General features: G+C 74.7%; 14 protein-coding genes and 1 pseudogene. 13 read left to right on the forward strand and 2 right to left on the reverse strand.

Features of this window, described 5'->3' with window-relative positions:
* Window positions 1-939, reverse strand: a pseudogene (locus DT057_RS19935) (PAS domain-containing sensor histidine kinase); the annotation flags it as partial.
* 235 nt (window positions 940-1,174) lie between these two features.
* Here DT057_RS19935 and DT057_RS19940 point away from each other — a divergent pair.
* From DT057_RS19940 to DT057_RS19975, 8 genes are all read left to right on the forward strand, one after another.
* Window positions 1,175-1,663, forward strand: a complete 489-nt coding sequence (locus tag DT057_RS19940; RefSeq protein ID WP_128563852.1) for a phasin — start codon at window positions 1,175-1,177, stop codon at window positions 1,661-1,663.
* A gap of 188 nt (window positions 1,664-1,851) precedes the next feature.
* Window positions 1,852-2,079, forward strand: a complete 228-nt coding sequence (locus DT057_RS19945) for a hypothetical protein (protein WP_128563853.1) — start codon at window positions 1,852-1,854, stop codon at window positions 2,077-2,079.
* A gap of 90 nt (window positions 2,080-2,169) precedes the next feature.
* Window positions 2,170-2,517: a hypothetical protein gene (locus tag DT057_RS19950; RefSeq protein WP_128563854.1), complete on the forward strand. Its 348-nt coding sequence runs from the start codon at window positions 2,170-2,172 to the stop codon at window positions 2,515-2,517.
* 162 nt (window positions 2,518-2,679) lie between these two features.
* Window positions 2,680-3,222, forward strand: a complete 543-nt coding sequence (locus tag DT057_RS19955) for a MarR family winged helix-turn-helix transcriptional regulator (RefSeq protein ID WP_128563855.1) — start codon at window positions 2,680-2,682, stop codon at window positions 3,220-3,222.
* Window positions 3,219-5,273, forward strand: a complete 2,055-nt coding sequence (locus DT057_RS19960; RefSeq protein ID WP_238312656.1) for an FUSC family protein — start codon at window positions 3,219-3,221, stop codon at window positions 5,271-5,273. The genes DT057_RS19955 and DT057_RS19960 overlap by 4 nt, the downstream gene beginning before the upstream one ends.
* Window positions 5,273-5,476: a DUF1656 domain-containing protein gene (locus tag DT057_RS19965; protein WP_128563856.1), complete on the forward strand. Its 204-nt coding sequence runs from the start codon at window positions 5,273-5,275 to the stop codon at window positions 5,474-5,476. Before DT057_RS19960 ends, DT057_RS19965 begins: the two co-directional genes overlap by 1 nt.
* 13 nt (window positions 5,477-5,489) lie before the next feature.
* Window positions 5,490-6,440: an efflux RND transporter periplasmic adaptor subunit gene (locus DT057_RS19970; RefSeq protein ID WP_128563857.1), complete on the forward strand. Its 951-nt coding sequence runs from the start codon at window positions 5,490-5,492 to the stop codon at window positions 6,438-6,440.
* 92 nt (window positions 6,441-6,532) lie between these two features.
* On the forward strand, window positions 6,533-7,858 hold the full coding sequence (locus DT057_RS19975; protein ID WP_128563858.1) for an MFS transporter: 1,326 nt from the start codon (window positions 6,533-6,535) through the stop codon (window positions 7,856-7,858).
* A gap of 31 nt (window positions 7,859-7,889) precedes the next feature.
* Here DT057_RS19975 and cbiB read toward each other — a convergent pair whose 3' ends face one another.
* Window positions 7,890-8,885, reverse strand: a complete 996-nt coding sequence (gene cbiB, locus DT057_RS19980) for an adenosylcobinamide-phosphate synthase CbiB (protein ID WP_128563859.1) — start codon at window positions 8,883-8,885, stop codon at window positions 7,890-7,892.
* On the opposite strand from cbiB, the gene cobD reads away from it, so the two are divergent.
* The 5 genes from cobD to DT057_RS20005 all read left to right on the forward strand — a co-directional run bounded on the left by cobD (window position 8,884) and on the right by DT057_RS20005 (window position 14,699).
* Window positions 8,884-9,888 (forward strand): threonine-phosphate decarboxylase CobD, encoded by a 1,005-nt coding sequence (cobD, locus tag DT057_RS19985; RefSeq protein WP_128563860.1) that lies wholly within the window; start codon window positions 8,884-8,886, stop codon window positions 9,886-9,888. The genes cbiB and cobD overlap by 2 nt on opposite strands.
* Before the next feature lie 199 nt (window positions 9,889-10,087).
* Window positions 10,088-11,395, forward strand: coding sequence for a KpsE/RkpR family capsule polysaccharide export protein (locus DT057_RS19990; protein ID WP_128563861.1), 1,308 nt, complete (start codon window positions 10,088-10,090; stop codon window positions 11,393-11,395).
* Window positions 11,396-11,542: 147 nt separating this feature from the next.
* Complete coding sequence (locus DT057_RS19995; RefSeq protein ID WP_128563862.1) at window positions 11,543-11,824, forward strand: hypothetical protein; 282 nt, start codon at window positions 11,543-11,545, stop codon at window positions 11,822-11,824.
* 123 nt (window positions 11,825-11,947) lie between these two features.
* Window positions 11,948-14,230: a glycogen debranching protein GlgX gene (gene glgX, locus DT057_RS20000; RefSeq protein ID WP_407068064.1), complete on the forward strand. Its 2,283-nt coding sequence runs from the start codon at window positions 11,948-11,950 to the stop codon at window positions 14,228-14,230.
* Window positions 14,231-14,318: 88 nt separating this feature from the next.
* Window positions 14,319-14,699 (forward strand): response regulator, encoded by a 381-nt coding sequence (locus DT057_RS20005; protein WP_128563863.1) that lies wholly within the window; start codon window positions 14,319-14,321, stop codon window positions 14,697-14,699.
* Window positions 14,700-14,708: the final 9 nt, after the last annotated feature.

Raw genomic sequence — 14,708 nt, forward strand, 5'->3', positions numbered from 1 at the left:
CGGGACGCGGCCGATGGCGATCACCGCGGCGGCGCGCTCGCGCAGCGAGGGGCGCGCCGGGGCCCGGACCGGGAGCGGCCGGGGCGGGGCGTGGCCGAGGCGGCCCGGGTGGATCACCCCGAACCCGCTGAAGCCCGCGAAGGCGCGGCCCGGCCCGAGGCGCGGGGCGCCCGAGAGGTCGACGGCCGCCGCCGTGTCGCCCGCGTCGAGGCGCCAGCGGACCGGCACGGCCCGGAAGGTGCGGCGCGCGGCCAGCGCCTCCCCGAGGCGGCCGTCGGCGACCACCGGGCCGGCGAGGAGCTCGTCCCAGGTGCGCCCGACCGGGGAGGCCCCGACGATCTCGGCGAGGGCCGGCGTCGCCTCGACGAGGCAGCCCCGCGCGTCGCTGCGCCAGAGGAACCGGAGGCTCGGGCGTTCCTCGACGGGCTCGGCCGGAGGGGATGCGGGCGGAGGAGCCTCGGGGGACAGGAACTCGGGCGCGGCACCGGGATCCTGCGGCGGCGCGGGCTCGGCGAGACGGGCCGGCGCCTCGCCCGCGGCGGGGCGGCGGGCCCGGCGCGCCGGCAGGGGATCGAGGACCGCGACCGCGAGGCCGGGTGTGCCGTCCGGGAGCGTCGCCGGCAGGCAGGCGCAGACCAGCGGGACGGCGAGGCGGCCGGCGTCGAAGCGCAGGCGCTCCATGCGCGGGTGCCGGGTGTCCGGCGGCAGGGCGGCCGCGCCGCGCAGCTGGCCCGGGAGGTTCAGCGCGGGCGCGATCCGGCCCGCGGCGTCCGCGATGCCGTTGCGGAGGCTAATTGCCGCAGGGGAAGCGTACAGGACGTGCGTGGCGGCACGGTCGACGAGCAGGACGGCGCGGTCGGGCCCCGCCATCAGCCGGCCGAAGGCCGGGACGGCCCGCAGGGCCTCGATCGTCGTGTCGAAGAGCTCGTTGCGCCCCACTGCCGCTCCCCACGCCGCGCGCCGGCCGCGCCGGCCCACCCGACCCTTAACGGATGCCGACCGCACCCGGGAGGCTTTAACGGAACTCAAGCACTTGCGCACGGGCACGAAATGCGCACTCCCGACGTTATCCCGCAGGCAACCTTAACGACCTCCGAAAGGGTGGATTTCCGGGGAGGCCGTGGTATTGTGCACTGCACAAAGACCGTGCCAAGCCCAGAGCGAGGAGACGAACATGACCACGACCCCGAACTACGAGATCCCGACCGAGATGCGCGACTTCGCCGAGAAGAGCGTCGAGCAGGCCCGCAAGGCGTTCGATTCGTTCATCGGCGCGGCCCGCAAGACCGCCGACACCCTCCAGGGCTCCGCCGAGGCGGCCCGGACCAACGCCCAGACCGTCTCGACCCGCGGCTTCTCGTACGCCGAGCAGAACGTCAACGCCGCCTTCGACCTCGCGCAGAAGCTCGTCCGCTCGCGCGACCTCCAGGAGGCGATGCAGCACCAGGCCGAGTTCGTGCGCAGCCAGTTCGCCGCCATGCAGTCGCAGGCCCGCGAGTTCGGCAGCCTGACGCAGAGTGCGATGCAGCAGAGCGCCGAGAACGCCAAGCAGGCGATGCAGCAGGGGGCCGACGCGGCCCGCGGCGCCATGCAGCAGGGCGCGGACGCAGCCCGCACCACCGCCCACGACGCCGCGAGCGCGACGAAGGACGCCACTTCCTGAGCAGCGCCCCATCCCGGGACAGCGGCGGCCGCGCCCCCACGGGCGCGGCCGCCTCGCGTTTCGGGCCCCTAGGGGCCGCCGCGGGGCGGGCGCCCGGCCGGTCCCGTCATCCGCCGGCCCGGCCGCGGGCGGCTGCCGCCCGCCAGGGGGCCGAGGGCCGCCGCGTCGGCGACGGGAGGTCGACCACGATGCCCATCTACCGCCTGCGCGCCGCGACGCGCGACCGCCACGGCATGGTCGGCGTGCCGGTCCACGACCGGCCGATCGAGGCCGCGACGGTGCGCCGGGCGGCCGCCATCGCGCTCGGGAAGGCCGACGAGGTGTTCTCCGACGAGACCAACATCGCCTGGCTCGTCGCCGAGGACGGCGCCCTGGTCTGGACCCTGCGGCTCGAGGCCGAGGACGCGCCGGGCTGACGCCGGGAGCGGCCGCGCCGCCATCGTGGTGCCGCACGCGCCGGGCACCAAGCCGGCCCGCCGGGTGCAACCGGCCTGCCCGAGACCCTGATGAGACCCCTCCTGTTCGCGGCCGCGATCCTGGCCGCCGTGCAACCCGCCGCCGCGGACTGGCGCTACTGCCTGGCCCGGGGCCCCGGCCGCACCGTCTACCTGTCGGGCACCTTCGCGTCCCTCGACGCGATGACGAGCCTCGACGCCGCCTTCGGCCGCATGCTCGACCGCACCAACCGCGCGCACGATCCGGTGCAGTGCCCGCGGGCCGCCGACGCCACGGCGCTGCGCGCCATGCGCCAGACCGCCATGCGCTTCAACCGGGAGGACGGCGAGACGGTCGTGGAGACGAACTGGACGCCGGAGCAGGAGGCGGCGGTCCCCGGAACGCCCCCCCGCCGCTGACGTGGGCGCCGCCGCCGCGGGGCGCGGCCCGGCGATTCCCGGCGCCGCGGGCGGCTCCGCGCATGGCCGGGCCGCGCCCGCGGCGGATTGAGCCGCGATCGTTAGCATCCTATCCATGAGCCGGACGAAGCACCGGGCCGCGCCCGGGCGACCGGCCCGGACATGCGACGCGACCTCCTCCAGTCCCTCACCCTCACGCTGCTCCGGGCCGGGCGGAACTGGCGGCGCGCCGCCGACGACGTGGTCACGGCCTACGGCCTGACCGAGGCGACGGCGCTGCCCCTGCTGATGATCGGGCGCCTCGGCGGCGACCTCCGGCAGACCGCCCTGGCCGACGCCCTCGGCATCGAGGGGCCGACCCTGGTGCGGGTGCTCGACCGGCTCTGCGGGGCCGCCCTCGTCACCCGTGCGACGGATCCGGCCGACCGGCGCGCCAAGGTGCTGCGGCTGACCCCGGCCGGGCAGGCCCGGGCCTCCGCCATCGAGGCCCGGTTCGACGCCCTGCGCGGCGCGACCTTCGCGGGCCTGGACGACGGCGACCTCCGGGCCGCCCTGCGGGTGCTGGACGCCGTGCAGGCCGGCCCGGGCCAGAGGTCCCCTCCGGGCCAGGAGCCCTTCCCGGGCCAGGAGCCCCTCCCGGGCCAGGAGCCCTTCCCGGGGCCCGAGCCCCTCCGGGCGCCGGCGGCCCGCGCGGCGGCGCCGTGAGCGCCGCCGCCGCGCTGCCCGGCTGGCGCCAGTGGCTCTTCGCCGCCAAGATCTGCGGCGCGGCGCTGCTCGCCCTGTGGATCGCCCTCTGGATCGACCTGCCGCGGCCCTACTGGGCCATGGCGACCGTCTACATCACCACGCAGGCGCTCGCGGGCGCCACCCGCTCCAAGGCCGCCTACCGGGTCGGCGGCACCCTCATCGGCGTCGCCGTGGCGGTGGTGCTGGTGCCCAACCTCGTCAACGCGCCCGAGCTCCTGACCCTGGCGCTCGGGCTCTGGACGGCCGCCTGCCTCTACCTCTCGCTCCTCGACCGCACGCCGCGCAGCTACCTGTTCATGCTCGCCGGCTACACCGCGGCCCTGATCGGCTTCCCGGCGGTGACGGACCCGGCCGCGATCTTCGACACCGCCGTCGCCCGCGCCGAGGAGATCACCCTCGGGATCCTGTGCGCCGCCCTCGTGTCGGGCCTCGTGCTGCCCGAGCCGGTGGGACCCGTGGTGGCGGCCCGCATCCAGGCCTGGCTCGAGGAGGCGGGCCGCTGGACCGCCGACGTCCTGTCGGGCGCCGGCGAGGAGCCGGCGGTCCGCGCCCGGCGCCTGCGGCTCGCCGCCGAGGCCGCCGAGATCGACGTGCTGGCGACGCACCTCTCCTACGACACCTCGGCCCAGGCCCGGGCGGCCCCGTGGGTGCGGCTGCTGCGCGGCCGCATGCTGATCCTGCTGCCGGTCCTGTCCTCCCTGGCCGACCGCATCGGGGCGCTGCGGGGCCTCTCGGCCCTCCCGGCCGACCTGCGCGACCTCCTGGGCGACGTCGCGGCCTGGTCCGGGGCGGGAGCCCGGCCCGAGGAGGGCAGGGCGCTCCTCGCCCGCATCGACGCCGCCGACGCGTCCCTGCCGGCGGAGGCGGGCTGGGCCGCCATCGTGCGGGCGAGCCTGATCGAGCGCCTGCGGGAGCTCGTGGAGGTCGTCCGCGACTGCCGCGTGCTCGAGGAGCACGTCGCGCGGGGCGGGGGCCGGCTGCGGCAGGAGCTCGCCTTCGCGAGCGAGTTCGGCGCCCGGGCGCCGCGCCACCGCGACCACGGCATGGCGCTGCGCTCGGCCCTCGGCGTCCTCGTCTCGGTGACGGTCTGCGTGGCGGTCTGGGTCGCGACCGCCTGGCCGGACGGCGCGACCGCCGCCATGATGGGGGCGGTCCTGTGCTGCCTGTTCGCCGGGCTCGACGACCCGGTCCCGCCGATCCTGAGCTTCGCCACCTGGTCGGTGGTCGGGTCCCTGGCGGTCGGCGTGCTGCTCTTCGGCATCCTGCCGCTCGTGCACGACTTCGTGACCCTGGCCCTGGTGCTGGCGCCGCCGCTGCTGCTCTGCGGCCTCCTGATGACCATCCCCCGCACGATGCCGGTCGGCCTCGCCCTCGGCGTCAACGGCAACGCGCTCCTGGCGATCCAGGACCGCTACACGTCGGAGTTCTCGGGCTTCGTCAACTCGAGCCTGGCGCTCGTCGGCGGCATCTGGATCGCCGCCCTCGTCACCCGGCTGATCCGCTCGGTCGGCGCCGAGCAGGGCGCCTGGCGCCTCCTGCGGGCGAGCCGCGCCTCCCTGGCCCGGGCGGCGCGGCGGCGCGGGCGGGGCGACCGCGTCGCCTTCGCGTCCCTGATGCTCGACCGCCTCGGCCTCCTGGTGCCGCGCCTCGCTGCGGCCGGCCCCGACAGCCCCCTGCGCCGGATCGACACCCTGGCGGCCTTGCGGGTCGGCATGAACCTCGTCTCCCTGCGGCGGGCCCGGCACGGGCTGCCGCGCGACCAGGTGGCGGCGGTGGACGCGGCCCTCGACGCGGTGGCGGCCCACTATTCCGGGGCCGCGGGCACGCCGGCCGAGGCGCTGCTCGCGCGCATCGACGCGGCGATGCGCCGGGTCGGGTCGGCGACCGGGCCGCAGGGGCGCCGGGACGCGCTCCTCGGCCTCGCGGGCCTGCGCCGGGCCCTCTTCCCCGCCGCTCCCCCCTACCGGCCCGGCCCGGCGGGCGCGACCCGCCTCACGGAGGCCGCGTGATGCCCGACATCGACCTCTACGGGGTCTTCGTCCCCTCCCTCCTGGTCTGGGCGATCGTCGCCTTCGCGGTCACGGCGGTGCTGCGCCGGATCATCGCCGGCCTCGGCCTCTACCGGGCGATCTGGCACCGCCCGCTCTTCGACCTCTCCCTCTACCTCACCTGCCTCGGCGGCGTCGTGGCCGTCGCCGGCCTCCTGACCTGAGCGGTTCCTCGCCATGACCCGTGCGCTCGCGTTCCTCGGCCGGATCGCCGTCACCGCCGCGATGCTCGCCGCCGCCGTCGCGGTCGGCGCCGCCCTGTGGGACTACTACCTCGAGGCGCCCTGGACCCGGGACGGCCGCGTGCGGGCCGACGTCGTCGGGGTCGCGCCCGACGTCGCGGGCCTCGTGCGCGACGTCGAGGTGCGCGACAACCAGGAGGTCCGGCGCGGCGACCTGCTGTTCCGCATCGACCCCGACCGCTTCGCCCTGGCGCTGCGCCAGGCGGACGCCGTGGTGGCGGGCCGCAAGGCGACGCTGGTCCAGGCGGAGGCCGACCTCGCCCGCTACCGCCAGCTCAGCGACAACGTCGTCTCGCAGCAGAAGCTCGAGGCGACGCTCGCCACCGAGCAGGGCGCGCGGGCGGCCTACGACCAGGCGGTGGCGGACCGCGACGTTGCCAAGCTCAACCTCCAGCGCTCGGAGGTGCGGGCCTCGGTCAACGGGCGGATCAGCAACCTCGACCTGCGCCCCGGCGCCTACGTGGCGGTGGGCAAGGCCGTGATGGCGCTCGTCGACGGCGACACGCTGCGCGTCGAGGGCTACTTCGAGGAGACGAAGCTCGACCGCATCCGCGTCGGCGATCCGGTCAGCATCCGGCTGATGGGCGACGACCGCGACGTCGCGGGCCGGGTCGAGAGCGTCGCGGCCGGCATCGAGGACCGCGAGCGCAGCGCCGGCGCGAGCCTCCTCGCCAACGTGAACCCGACCTTCGCGTGGGTGCGCCTCGCCCAGCGCATCCCGGTCCGGGTCGCCCTCGATCCCGGCCCCGGGACCGCGCGGCTCACGGTCGGGCGCACCGCCACCGTGGTGGTGCGCCGCGACGGCCAGGCCGCGCCGCGGCCCCTCGACGGGCTCTGGCAGGGCTGGGACGCGCTCCGGGCGAACCTCGGGGTGCGCAAGGGCTGAGGCGGGCGCGCGCCGCGCTTCCCGAAGGGATGCCGCCGCCCTAAACAGGGAAGGAAGGCCGGCCGGGAGAGGCCGGCTCGGGAGGAGCCCGCATGGCAACGCATGAGCAGGATGCGCTCGGCACCCGCACGATCGAGCGGATCACCTGGCGGCTGATGCCGCTCCTCGGGCTGATGTACCTCATCGCCTACATCGACCGCCAGAACGTCTCCTACGCCAAGCTCCAGATGGTCGGGGACCTCGGCCTGAGCGAGGCCGCCTACGGGTTCGGCGCCTCGCTGTTCTTCCTCGCCTACTTCCTGTTCGAGGTGCCCTCGAACGTGATCATGGAGCGGGTCGGCGCCCGGGTCTGGTTCACCCGGATCATGGCGACCTGGGGGCTGATCACGATCCTGCTCGGGTTCACCCAGGGCACCGTGATGTTCTACGTGCTGCGCTTCCTGCTCGGCGCCGCGGAGGCGGGGTTCTTCCCCGGCGTGCTCTACGCCCTGACCCTGTGGTTCCCGCAGGATTACCGCGGGCGGATGGTCGGCTGGTTCATGATCGCGAGCGCGGTGGCGAACGCCGTCGGCGCCGCCATCGGCGGGGCGCTCCTCGACCTCGACGGGACCCTGGGCTTTCGCGGCTGGCAATGGGTCTTCCTCGCCACCGGCCTGCCGGCGGTGCTGCTCGCCTTCGTGGTGTTCTTCATCCTGCCCGACCGGCCCGAGCGGGCGCCGTGGCTCGACGCGGGCCAGAAGAAGTGGCTCGCCGACACGCTGGCCCGGGAGCAGGCCACCACCCCGCACACCGATCACACGAACCCGTTCCGGGTCCTGACGGACCGCCGCGTGGTGCTGCTGGCGCTGCTCTACGTCGCCTTCCCGCTCGCCGCCTACGGCCTGAGCTACTGGCTGCCCACCGTGGTCAAGGGCTTCGGCGTCTCGAACACCGTCAACGGCTTCATCAACATCATCCCGTGGATCTGCGTCGGCCTCGCCCTCTGGTGGGTGCCGCGGCACGCCGCCAGGACCGGCGAGACCACCTGGCACATCGCCGGCCCGGCCCTCGTCGGCGCCGCCGGCCTGATCCTGAGCGTGCTGCTGCCGGGGGACGCGGTGAAGTTCGCCTGCCTGTGCGTGGCGGCGGCCGGCATCTTCTCCGGCCAGCCGGTGTTCTGGTCGCTGCCGCCGACCTTCCTGCGCGGCGCCACCGCGGCCGCCGGCATCGCGATGATCAACTCCGTCGGCAACCTCGGCGGCTTCGTCGCCCAGAACGTGGTGCCGTGGATCCGCGACGCCACGGGCAGCAACCTGACCCCGATGCTGTTCCTCGCGGCCTGCCTGCTCGTCGGCGTGGTCATGGTCTTCGTGGTCCAGGCCGTGCTGCGCAAGCCGGCGCGGGAGAGCCTGGCGGACGTGACGCTCGCGCGTCATTGAGGGCGCGCCCGGTCGGGCGGCGCGCGGCCCCTCAGGCGAGGCAGGCCGCCGCGGCGAGGAGCGCCGCGGCGCCCCACAGCAGCCCGCAGGCCGTCCGGTAGAGGGCGAGGGCCCGCACGACGTCCTGCGGCCCGGCCCCGGCCCGGCCGTCCCCCATCCAGGCATCCTCGATCCGCGTGCGGCCGTAGGTGCGGGGCCCGGCGAGGCGCAGCGCCAGCGCCCCCGCCATGGCGGCCTCGGGCCAGCCCGCGTTCGGCGAGCGGTGGCGGCCCGCATCGCGCCGCACGGCCGCGAGCGCGCCGCGGGCGGAGGCGTCCGGGCGCAGCAGCGCCGCCCCGATCAGCAGCCCGGCGGCGAGGCGCGAGGCCGGCAGGTTGACGAGGTCGTCGAGGCGGGCGGAGGCCCAGCCGAAGGCGGCGTGCCGCGGCGTGCGGTGGCCGATCATGCTGTCGGCGGTGTTCACGGCCTTGTAGAGCGCCCCGCCGGGGAGGCCCGCGAGGCCGAGCCAGAAGGCCGGCGCCACGATGCCGTCCGAGAAGTTCTCGGCGAGGCTCTCGATCGCGGCGCGGCACACGCCGGCCTCGTCGAGGGTGTCGGGGTTGCGCCCGACGATCATCGCGACCTCCCGCCGCCCGCCCGGCAGCCCCTCGCGCACGAGGGCCTCGGCCACGCGGGCGACGTGGTCGTGCAGGCTGCGCTGGGCCGGCAGGCTCGCGGCCGCGAGCCCACAGAGGAGGAGCCCGGCGCCGGCCCCGCAGGCCGCCGCGGCGGCCGCGGCACCGATGGCCGCGAGCCCGGTCGCCGTCAGGAGGACGAGGAGCGCCAGGATCCCGGCGGCGCGCCTGCGGCCCGGCGGGTCCGCCTCGCGGTTGAGGGCGCGGTCGAGGGCGGCGATCAGGCGCCCGATCCAGGTGACAGGGTGGCCGATCGCCCTGTAGAGGCGGTCCGGATAGCCGGCCGCGGCCTCGAGCGCGAGGGCGAGGAGCAGCACGAGCAGGCTGTCGGGCGGATGCAGCAGGGCGAGCATGGCGCGTGAGGCGGGCGAGGCGGGACCGATCCGGCACGGGGGCGACCTCGGCGAGGCCCGCCGGCTGTTTCCGGACGCGCCCGAGCCCTGGATCGACCTGTCGACGGGGATCAACCCGATCCCCTATCCGTGCCCGGCCCTGGAGGCCAGCCACTTCCAGCGCCTGCCCGCCGCCGGGGACCTGCGCGCCCTCGAGGCCGCCGCGGCCGCGGCCTACGGCGCCCCCGGCGCCGGCCACGTGGCGGCGGCCCCCGGCACCCAGGCGCTGATCGACCTCCTGCCGCGCCTGCGCGGCCCCGGCCGGGTCGCCGTGGTGGGGCCGACCTACGCCGAGCACGCCGCCGCCTGGCGCCGCGGCGGGCACGCGGTCGCGACGGTGCCGGATCTCGGCGAGGCGGCCGCGGCCGACGTCGCCGTCGTGGTCAACCCCAACAACCCGGACGGGCGCACCTGGACCCGCCCGGCCCTCGCGGACGCGGCCCGCGCCCTCGCGGCCCGGGGCGGCTGGCTCGTCGTGGACGAGGCCTTCGCGGATCTCGAGCCCGTCGAGAGCCTCTGCGCCGCGCCCCCGGCCGGCGCCGTGGTGCTGCGCTCCTTCGGCAAGACCTACGGGCTCGCCGGAATCCGCCTCGGCTTCGCGGTGGCGGCGCCCCCGGCCGCGGACGCGATCCGGGCGGCGCTCGGGCCCTGGGCGGTGTCGGGGCCCGCCCTCGCGGTCGGGCGCGTCGCGCTCGCGGATGCGGCCTGGCGCCGCGAGGCCGCCGCCGCCCGAGGCCGCGACGCGGCGAGGCTCGACGCCCTCATCGCCGCGGCGGGCGGGCGTCTCGTCGGCGGCACCCGGCTCTTCCGGACCGCCGACTTCCCCGACGCGGCGTCCCTGTTCGGCCGCCTCGGCCGCGCCGGGCTCTACGTGCGCCGCTTCGAGGCGGCCCCCCGGCGCCTGCGCTTCGGGCTGCCGGGCACCGGGGCGGCCTGGGCGCGGCTGGCCCGCGCCCTGGCGTGAGCCCACCCGCAGGGGCCCGCGCCATCAAAAAGGCCGAAAACCGCAGCAACGCTGCGGCCGGCCGTCGAGGCTGTTCGTCCCTCGCCCGCTCGCCGCCTGGACGGCCGTCGTTGACCCGGTTCGGTCGCGCCGCGTAGACCAGCTCGGCCGTGCGCGAGGTGCGGGATTCGTGGGCGCGCGAGCGCGGGGATCGGACGGGATGGACGCGGACGAGGTCAAACGGCGCGACAGGCTCGGCAGCGTCATCGCGTTCGCGCGGCGCAGCGTGCCGGACCTGCGCCGCAATGCCGAGACGATCGAGCCCGTCGGCGCGCCGCGCGGGCTGCGCTCGCGGCTCCCCGCCGTCCTGAACCCGCTGCGCTGGACGCGCGTGCCGCTCCTGCCCGCCGACGGCGCGCAGCCGAGCCTCGCCCGGAAGCTGGTCCGGAGCTTCGGGCTGTACGTGCTGCTGCCGACGGCTGTCGTCGGCTTCTACCTGTTCGCCATCGCGGCCGACCAGTACGTGGTCGAGGCGCGCTTCGCGGTCCGCGGCGAGGTCGAGCCGATGGGCAACGTCGCGATCGGCGAATTCGCCAGCATGATCCAGAAGAACAACAGCCAGGACAGCTACATCGTCGCCGACTACATCCGCAGCCAGCCGATGCTGGAGAGCGCCGAGAAGGCGCTCGGCGTGCGCAGGCTGTTCACCCGCGACGAGGCCGATTTCTGGACGCGCTACCCCGGGGACCAGCCGATCGAGGAACTGCTGAAGTACTGGCGCAAGCACGTCCAGGCCCACATCGACCTCGTCTCCGGCGTGATCACCCTGACGGTGCAGGCCTTCACGCCCGACGACGCCCTGGCGATCGGCCAGCACGTCGTCGAGCGCTCCGAGGCGCTCATCAACGTCATCTCGGCCCGGGCGCAGCAGGACATGGTGAAGCACAGCCTGGAGGAGGTGGCGAAGTCGGAGGAGCGCCTGCGCAGGGCGCACATCGCCCTGAAAGAGTTCCGCAACCGCTGGGGCATCATCGACCCGGGCAAGTCGGCCGAGGCGACGTTCCAGACGCTGCTCGCCCTGCGCAAGGACAAGATCAAGGCGGAGAACGACCTGCAGGTGCTGCGCGGCTCCACCCTCGACGAGAAGTCGCGGTCGATCCAGACCATCGTGGCGAGCCTCGCGGCCGTGAACCAGCAGATCAAGCTGCTCCAGGACTCGCTCACGAGCGACGGCGTCGCGGTCGGCGGCCGCAACGCCGCCGAGGCGATCCTCGAGTACGAGGGGCTCCAGGTCGAGAGGATGATCGCCGAGCGGCTGAACGAATCCGTCACGATGCTGCTCGACCGGGCGCGGGTGGCCGCCAACAAGCAGCACGTCTACCTCGCCACCTTCGTGCCCCCGTCGCGGCCGGAGCTGTCGCTGGTGCCGCGGCGCGGCCAGAACCTGTTCGTCGCGTTCTTCGCCTTCCTGGTCCTCTGGAGCTGCACCAGCCTGCTGGTCGCCGGCGTGAGGGACCACAACCTCTGAGGAGCCGGGCTCCGCCGGGCCGGGCCGCCGGGGCTCGGGCGCCGCGGAGCCTTGCGCGCCGGGGCGTTCCTGGCCATGCCGGACGCGACACGCGGGCGGGCGGCCGTGCGGCCGCCGCCCCGGATTGAGAGGACGAGCAGCACCCCGATGTCCGACTTCACGGACCTGGTCGCCCGCGCCATCTCGCCGACCATGTCGCGCGCGGAGCGCGAGGCGGTCTACCAGATCGTCAAGCAGGCGATGCGACGCCTGCAGGCGCGCGAGAGCCTCCAGCCGGACGATCCCAGGGCCATGCTCCAGCACCACATGGTCGAGGAGACCATCCGCGACGTCGAGGCGCAGGTCACGCGCTTCCTCGCCCGCCAGACCATCCTGGCGGCCGAGCGCGAGCAGGAGGCGGCCGCGGGCCGGACGACCGCCGGGGCGTGAGGGGCCGGGCGCGGGCCGGCGGCCCCCGCAAATTTTGGCGGGGGCGAGGGACCTTGGGTGACGTCCGGCGCGTTCAGCCAACAGTCAGGCTTCACAGCCCCGCGAGCGGAATACCAGGCCCCCATGAACATGGAACTCAAGCCCAAGCCGTCCGCCGACGGGCAGGCCTCCCCGGCGTCCGCCCGCCGCTCCCGCGTCATCGAGGGGCAGCCGTTCCCGCTGGGGGCGACCTGGGACGGGCGGGGCGTGAACTTCGCGCTGTTCTCGGCCAACGCCACCAAGGTCGAGCTCTGCCTGTTCGACGATGCCGGCGAGACCGAGATCGAGCGCATCGAGCTCCCCGAGTACACCGACGAGGTCTGGCACGGGTACCTGCCGGACGCGCGGCCCGGCACGAACTACGGCTACCGCGTCCACGGGCCCTACGAGCCCGAGGCCGGCCACCGCTTCAACGCGAACAAGCTGCTCCTCGACCCCTACGCCAAGGCGCTGGTCGGCTCGGTGATCTGGAACCCAGCCCTATTCGGCTACGTGATGGAGAGCGGCGACGACACCACCTTCGACGACCGCGACAGCGCGCCGTTCATGCGCAAGTGCCGGGTCATCGATCCCGCCTTCACCTGGGGCCGCGACCAGAAGCCGAACGTGCCCTGGGACAAGACCGTCTTCTACGAGACCCACGTCAAGGGCTTCACCAAGCTGCACCCGGCGGTGCCCGAGCGCCTGCGCGGGACCTACGCGGGCCTCGGCACCCGCGAGGTGCTGGACTACATCCGCACCCTCGGCGTCACCTCGGTGGAATTGCTGCCGGTCCACTCCTTCGTGGACGACAGCTACCTCCTCGAGAAGGACCTGGTGAACTACTGGGGCTACAACACCCTGTCGTTCTTCGCCCCCGCGCGGCGCTACGCCGCCGTGCCGGACTTCGCCTTCTCCGAGTTCAAGGAGATGGTGGCGCGGATGCACGGGGCCGGCCTCGAGGTGATCCTCGACGTGGTCTACAACCACACGGCCGAGGGCAACGAGCGCGGCCCGACCATGTCCTTCAAGGGCATCGACAACGCCTCGTACTACCGGCTGCTGCCCGACCAGAAGCGCTACTACATCAACGATACGGGCACCGGGAACACCGTCAACCTCTCGCACCCGCGGGTGCTCCAGATGGTGACCGACTCGCTGCGCTACTGGGCCACCGAGATGCGGGTCGACGGCTTCCGCTTCGACCTCGCGACGATCCTCGGGCGCGAGCCCTACGGCTTCGACGAGGGTGGCGGCTTCCTCGATTCGTGCCGGCAGGACCCGGTGCTGAGCTCGGTCAAGCTCATCGCGGAGCCCTGGGATTGCGGCCCGGGCGGCTACCAGGTGGGCGGCTTCCCGCCCGGCTGGGCCGAGTGGAACGACCGCTTCCGCGACGACGTGCGGGGCTACTGGCGCGGCGACGACGGCCTCCTGCCGGCGCTCGCCTCCCGCATCACGGGCTCGGCCGACAAGTTCAACAAGCGCGGGCGGCGCCCCTGGGCCTCGGTGAACTTCATCACCGCGCACGACGGATTCACGCTCAACGACACCGTGTCCTACAACGAGAAGCACAATATCGCCAACGGCGAGGACAACCGAGACGGCCACTCCCACAACCTGTCCTACAATCACGGCGTCGAGGGCCCGACGGACGACCCCGAGATCCGCGCCGTGCGCCTGCGCCAGATGCGCAACCTGCTGGCGACGCTGCTGCTCTCCCGCGGCACCCCGATGCTGCTCGCGGGCGACGAGTTCGCCCGCACCCAGGCCGGCAACAACAACGCCTACTGCCAGGACAACGCGATCTCCTGGGTCGACTGGGAGGCGGTCAAGCCGGACGAGCGCGACCTCGCCGAGTTCACGCAGCGCCTGCTGATCCTGCGCAAGGCGCTGCCGATGCTGAGCCGCGGGCGCTTCCTCACCGGCGCCTACGACGACGTGCTCGGCGTGAAGGACGTGACCTGGCTCACGCCCGCGGGCGTCGAGATGGCGCCCGAGAACTGGAACGACGGCGGCGCGCGCTCCCTCGCGGTGGTGCTCGACGGCCGGGCGCAGTCGAGCGGCCTCCGCCGGCGCGGCGCCGAGGCGACCCTGATGCTCCTGTTCAACGCCTACCACGACATGGTGCAGTTCACCCTGCCGGAGGTCGTGGGCGGCAACGCCTGGATGCGGATCCTCGACACCAACCTGCCCGACACGCAGGACCTCGCCCGTTTCGGCATCGGCGACACCTACGACGTCACCGGCCGGTCGATGCTGATGTTCGTCCTGCGCCCCACCGGCGTCGACCACGCCAACGAGACCTGGCGCTCCTACCAGCACGTGATCCAGGCCTTCGAGCGGGCGGAATCCGAGTCGGTGGCGTTCGGGATCTCCGAGGAGGCGTGACGGCGAGGCGCCGGCGCCTCTCCCCAGAACAGTGACGGTGGAAGCGGCCGCCGCGTCCGGGCGCGGCGGCCAAGCGTGGAGTGGGGCGGTGCCGAAGATCCTTCTCGTCGAAGACCACGAGGAAATCTGGGATTTCCTGTCGCGGCGGCTCAAGCGCCGCGGCTACGACGTGGTGCTGGCCCATGACGGCCAGGAGGGCGTGCTGAAGGCCCGGACCAGCCGTCCGGACATCATCCTGCTCGACATGAACCTGCCGGTGCTCGACGGCTGGTCGGCGGCGCGCGCCCTCAAGTCGGACGCCGAGACCGCCCGGATCCCGATCATCGCGCTCACCGCCCACGCGATGTCGGGGGACCGGGAGAAGGTGATCCAGGCGGGCTGCGACGACTACCACCCCAAGCCCGTCGACTTCTCGAAGCTGCTCGGCCAGATCGGCGCCGCCCTCGGCGCGTCGCCGGCCAGCCCGTGAGCACCCGGG

This window comes from Methylobacterium crusticola (assembly GCF_003574465.1).
Lineage (GTDB): Bacteria > Pseudomonadota > Alphaproteobacteria > Rhizobiales > Beijerinckiaceae > Methylobacterium > Methylobacterium crusticola.

Coding starts and splice junctions, on each gene's coding strand:
- DT057_RS19955 (WP_128563855.1), top strand. CDS start 2,680: ATGCGACGCGACCTCCTCCAGTCCCTCACCCTCACGCTGCTCCGGGCC.
- cobD (WP_128563860.1), top strand. CDS start 8,884: ATGGCGCGTGAGGCGGGCGAGGCGGGACCGATCCGGCACGGGGGCGAC.
- cbiB (WP_128563859.1), bottom strand. CDS start 8,885: ATGCTCGCCCTGCTGCATCCGCCCGACAGCCTGCTCGTGCTGCTCCTC.
- DT057_RS19940 (WP_128563852.1), top strand. CDS start 1,175: ATGACCACGACCCCGAACTACGAGATCCCGACCGAGATGCGCGACTTC.
- glgX (WP_407068064.1), top strand. CDS start 11,948: ATGAACATGGAACTCAAGCCCAAGCCGTCCGCCGACGGGCAGGCCTCC.
- DT057_RS19975 (WP_128563858.1), top strand. CDS start 6,533: ATGGCAACGCATGAGCAGGATGCGCTCGGCACCCGCACGATCGAGCGG.
- DT057_RS19970 (WP_128563857.1), top strand. CDS start 5,490: ATGACCCGTGCGCTCGCGTTCCTCGGCCGGATCGCCGTCACCGCCGCG.
- DT057_RS19990 (WP_128563861.1), top strand. CDS start 10,088: ATGGACGCGGACGAGGTCAAACGGCGCGACAGGCTCGGCAGCGTCATC.
- DT057_RS19945 (WP_128563853.1), top strand. CDS start 1,852: ATGCCCATCTACCGCCTGCGCGCCGCGACGCGCGACCGCCACGGCATG.
- DT057_RS19965 (WP_128563856.1), top strand. CDS start 5,273: ATGCCCGACATCGACCTCTACGGGGTCTTCGTCCCCTCCCTCCTGGTC.
- DT057_RS19995 (WP_128563862.1), top strand. CDS start 11,543: ATGTCCGACTTCACGGACCTGGTCGCCCGCGCCATCTCGCCGACCATG.
- DT057_RS19950 (WP_128563854.1), top strand. CDS start 2,170: ATGAGACCCCTCCTGTTCGCGGCCGCGATCCTGGCCGCCGTGCAACCC.